This is a genomic window from Salipiger sp. PrR007, from assembly GCF_010499845.1.
In the GTDB taxonomy this organism is placed as follows: Bacteria; Pseudomonadota; Alphaproteobacteria; order Rhodobacterales; family Rhodobacteraceae; genus Salipiger; species Salipiger pacificus_A.
Genome location: NZ_JAAGOZ010000082.1, coordinates 1 through 2,274 on the forward strand (window position 1 = coordinate 1; position 2,274 = coordinate 2,274).

General features: G+C 58.9%; 2 protein-coding genes and 2 pseudogenes. 2 read left to right on the top strand and 2 right to left on the bottom strand.

Translation table 11 applies throughout. The features are described from left to right. Positions 1-138, bottom strand: a pseudogene (locus G0Q01_RS23500) (IS5/IS1182 family transposase); the annotation flags it as partial. Positions 139-249: 111 nt separating this feature from the next. Beyond that, positions 250-909 carry a flavin reductase family protein gene (locus tag G0Q01_RS23505; RefSeq protein WP_164213918.1) on the bottom strand — a complete coding sequence of 220 codons (660 nt, stop codon included), beginning with the start codon at positions 907-909 and terminating at the stop codon, positions 250-252. 119 nt (positions 910-1,028) lie between these two features. On the opposite strand from G0Q01_RS23505, the gene G0Q01_RS23510 reads away from it, so the two are divergent. Then, positions 1,029-1,667 carry a GntR family transcriptional regulator gene (locus G0Q01_RS23510; RefSeq protein ID WP_164213919.1) on the top strand — a complete coding sequence of 213 codons (639 nt, stop codon included), beginning with the start codon at positions 1,029-1,031 and terminating at the stop codon, positions 1,665-1,667. A gap of 469 nt (positions 1,668-2,136) precedes the next feature. Then, positions 2,137-2,274, top strand: a pseudogene (locus G0Q01_RS23515) (IS5/IS1182 family transposase); the annotation flags it as partial.

Consider the following 2,274-nt stretch of genomic DNA (forward strand, 5'->3'; position numbering starts at 1 on the left):
GCCACGCCTGCCTGTCGGCGCGGCATCCCAGCTCATCTCGGGGTCAAACCAGATCGTCAGCGAGCCCCGGCGCTTGAGTGCTTCATTGTAGGCTGGCCAGTTCTTGGTCTTGTAGGTCGGGGGTATGGGTCTGCTCATGCATCCCAGCTACCACCCTGGATTCGCGAGATGAATCCCTCACGCGATTTGTGCAACAGAGCCCCTCGACGCACATGGCCGGACGTTCTATCATTGCTGTTCAAGGCACAGTCACGTGCCACCGCGGCCTTCCAAACCCGCTTGGGCGTCAGCGTCGGACCCGGGTACGCGCATCTCGAAGGTTTCGCGCACCACGGTGTAGTCGAAGTACCCTAGCCGGGCGATTGGCTCGATTGCAGTGATGTCCAACTGACCATCGGATTGGATCACTTCGTCGTCGATGTGGATCGTCTCCACTTGGGCAAAAACGATATCGACGGTGCCGTGGCCCGAGTTGCCACGCATTGTATGCGTACTGAGATATCGGCACTCGAATTTGCAGGGGCTTTCCTTCACCATCGGCACCGCTCCATTGTCGGAATAGACGCGAGTCACATCGATACGGTCGAATTCGCTTTCATCGGACGGCAAAGCCATGGCGCTGATGTTCACGGCTTCACGCAAGGCGTAGGTCGCCATGTTCCAGACAAACCAGCCCGTTTCTTCGGTATTCACTACGGTGTCCTTGCGCCGGCCGTCCGGGTAGCGATTTGCGGCGAACATCACCATTGGCGGGTCGAAGGTTAGGTTCTGCCATTGGCTGTATGGCGCGATGTTTTCCACCCCGGCGGCGCTGCGGCTGGACAGCCACCCGATCGGGCGGGGCACGGTGCAGCTTTTGAACGGCGAGAACGGCAACGGGCAGCGTTCAGAACTGGGTGAATATTTCATAACGGCATACCTCTCGACCTTGCTTTCAAGATATCGATATATGACCGATATATCGATCGCATGTCAATCGTCTTTGGAGTAAAGCTGTGGTGTCGATTGCATGCGAAGTGGAGGGCGAAATGAACAAGACAGAGCAGGCAGTTGCCACACTGGAGGCCATGATCGAGAACGGCGAACTTGCCCCCGGCTCGATGGTGTCCGAACGCACCATCGTCGAAACATTGGGTTTAGGCCGGACGCCGATTCGCGAGGCTATCCAGCGTCTTGCACCCAGATACATGATCCGTGTGCATGCCAGCCGCGGAATCGAGATTCCGGCGATAACGGTCGAAGACCAGCTCAGCCGCCTTGAAGTGCGTCGGCCTGTCGAGGTGTTGGCGGTGGAGCTGGCGTGCAAACGCGCAAGTGAGGCGCAAAAGGCTGCCATGCGAGACCTTGCTTCAAGGCTTGAAGGCCGGTTCACTCTTCAGGAATACATCCACACCCTCCGGCAAACCCACTCCCTGATTCTGGATGCCGCTGGAAATCGCTATTTGGGATCGATGATGTTGCCCTTGCAGGGACTGTCACGCCGCTTCTGGATCGTTCACGCCCGCGAGGAAAAAGGTGACATCGACTGCGGTCGTGATCTGCATCGCGCAATCCTGATGGCAATTCTGGGAGGCAATGCCGAGGCCGCCGCAGATGCATCACGTGCGTTAAACAACTATCTAGTGGAATTCGCATTGACCGTTGTGGCGCGTCAAGCAGCACGGTGAAAATCGCGCCATGAGAGCTCGAGGGTCGTTGGCCTCGCCAATACCGGGCGAGGAAAACAGACCGTCGCACATGGCAGGAGCCATCTTACCGACCCGACAACACAGTTCCTTCCCCTCTTTGCCAAAGGGAAAAGAGCGCGACGGATCCGTTGCGCTGATTTACACCTTGGCGCCGCTGTTCGGGATCAGGTATGCCGCGCTCGCGACCTTTCCACGATGATCAGTGCCCCCGCCCCAGCGCCTTCAAGAGCGGCGAGGAGGAGTCCCGCTGCTACCTCCAGCAATCCGGGATCGCCAAGGAGCGGAATGTCTCGTCGATGCATGCACCAGATCGGAATATCGCTCTGCTGGACGTGGGCGACCCGCCGGACCTTGCGGCCCTGCGGCGGAAGTTCTCGCCAGACCCGGCTCTGTTGCACAAATCGCGTGAGGGATTCATCTCGCGAATCCAGGGTGGTAGCTGGGATGCATGAGCAGACCCATACCCCCGACCTACAAGACCAGGAACTGGCCAGCCTACAATGAAGCACTCAAGCGCCGGGGCTCGCTGACGATCTGGTTTGACCCCGAGATGAGCTGGGATGCCGCGCCGACAGGCAGGCGTGGC

What these genes read in the sequence shown, in the direction of transcription:
- G0Q01_RS23505 (WP_164213918.1), bottom strand. Translation starts at nt 909, where the DNA reads ATGAAATATTCACCCAGTTCTGAACGCTGCCCGTTGCCGTTCTCGCCG.
- G0Q01_RS23510 (WP_164213919.1), top strand. Translation starts at nt 1,029, where the DNA reads ATGAACAAGACAGAGCAGGCAGTTGCCACACTGGAGGCCATGATCGAG.